The 574-nt window shown below is 46.3% G+C and carries 1 protein-coding gene; it reads left to right on the top strand.

Annotated elements, in window-relative coordinates; genetic code table 11:
• On the top strand, positions 1-519 hold a 519-nt coding region (locus R7Z77_RS27295; RefSeq protein ID WP_318137298.1), incomplete at its 5' end, for a methyl-accepting chemotaxis protein.
• Between the last annotated feature and the right edge of the window lie 55 nt (positions 520-574).

The following is a 574-nucleotide window of genomic DNA, read 5'->3' on the forward strand; positions in this document are numbered from 1 at the left end:
CAAATTGATGAAGTTGTGACAACCATCAACGGTATCTCTGAGCAAACTAACCTACTCGCCTTGAACGCTGCAATTGAAGCGGCTCGTGCAGGTGAACAAGGTCGTGGCTTTGCGGTTGTTGCTGATGAAGTCCGTGCTCTTGCAGGCCGTACTCAACAAGCAACCGTTGAGATTCAAGCGATGATTGAATCATTACAGCGTAACAGTCAATCCCTTACCAAACTCATGGAAGTTACGGTAAACAATGCCAACGAAGGTCAAAACCTGATGGCAGAAGTAAACCAAGAGATTGGCTCGCTTGCCGATAAAAACCAAACCATCTCAGACAGCAGTATTCAAATTGCGACTGCGGCTGAGGAACAAGGTGTCGTTGCAGATAACATCGCCGCAAGTGTCGAAGAAATCCGAGTTCAAGCAGATAATGTGTGCAATATGATCAGCACGACCTCGCAAAACGTCGAACAGTTGCGTAAGCAAAGCGATACGATGGAATCTCTCCTCACTGGTTTGAGAGCATAACCAAATATCAGTTAATCAGGGTCACGCAAGTGGCCCTTTTTTATGCCTGCTAACA

This window comes from Vibrio sp. 1401 (assembly GCF_033340295.1).